This window comes from Mycobacterium sp. 852002-51961_SCH5331710 (genome assembly GCF_001665535.1).
In the GTDB taxonomy this organism is placed as follows: domain Bacteria; phylum Actinomycetota; class Actinomycetes; order Mycobacteriales; family Mycobacteriaceae; genus Mycobacterium.
Genome location: NZ_LZSQ01000101.1, coordinates 1 through 727 on the forward strand (window position 1 = coordinate 1; position 727 = coordinate 727).

The window sequence follows — 727 nt, forward strand, 5'->3', positions numbered from 1 at the left end:
GGCCTTCGGTGGTGCCGTTGTCGTTTGCGCAGAGTCGGTTGTGGTTTGTCGATCAGTTTGGTGGTTCCCAGGGTCGGCAGCCGGTTTACAACATGGCGGTGGCGTTGCGGTTGCGTGGGCGTCTTGATGTTGGGGCGTTGGGTGCGGCGTTGGGCGATGTGGTGGGTCGTCATGAGAGTTTGCGCACGGTGTTTCCGGCTGTTGATGGGGTGCCTCGGCAGGTGGTGGTGCCGGTTGAGCGGGCGCGGGTGGGGTTTGAGGTTGTTGATGCCTCGGGTTGGCCGGTTGGGCGGTTGTCGGATGCGGTGGATGCGGCAGCGGGTCATTCGTTTGATTTGGCTGCTGAGATTCCTTTGCGTTCGTGGCTTTTCGCGGTTTCTGGTGATGAGCATGTGTTGGTGGTGGTGGTTCACCATATCGCCGCTGATGGTTGGTCGTTGGGTGTGTTGGCCGCTGATGTGGGGGTGGCTTATGAGGCTCGGTGTGGGGGACGGGCTCCGCAGTGGGCTGAGTTGGCGGTGCAGTATGTGGATTACACGTTGTGGCAGCGTGAACGTTTGGGGGAGTTGGCCGATCCCGAGAGTGCGGTTGCTGGGCAGCTGAGGTTTTGGGAGCGGGCTTTGGCGGGGATGCCGGAGCGGTTGGCGTTGCCTACTGATCGGCCGTATCCGTTGGTTGCTGATTATCGCGGTGCCAGTGTGGTGGTGGATTGGCCGGCTGAGTTGCA

At 61.5% G+C, this 727-nt stretch carries 1 protein-coding gene; it reads left to right on the plus strand.

From position 1 onward, the window contains the following. Positions 1-727: condensation domain-containing protein (locus tag A5752_RS17680; protein ID WP_197500661.1), on the plus strand; the 727-nt coding region annotated here is incomplete at both ends.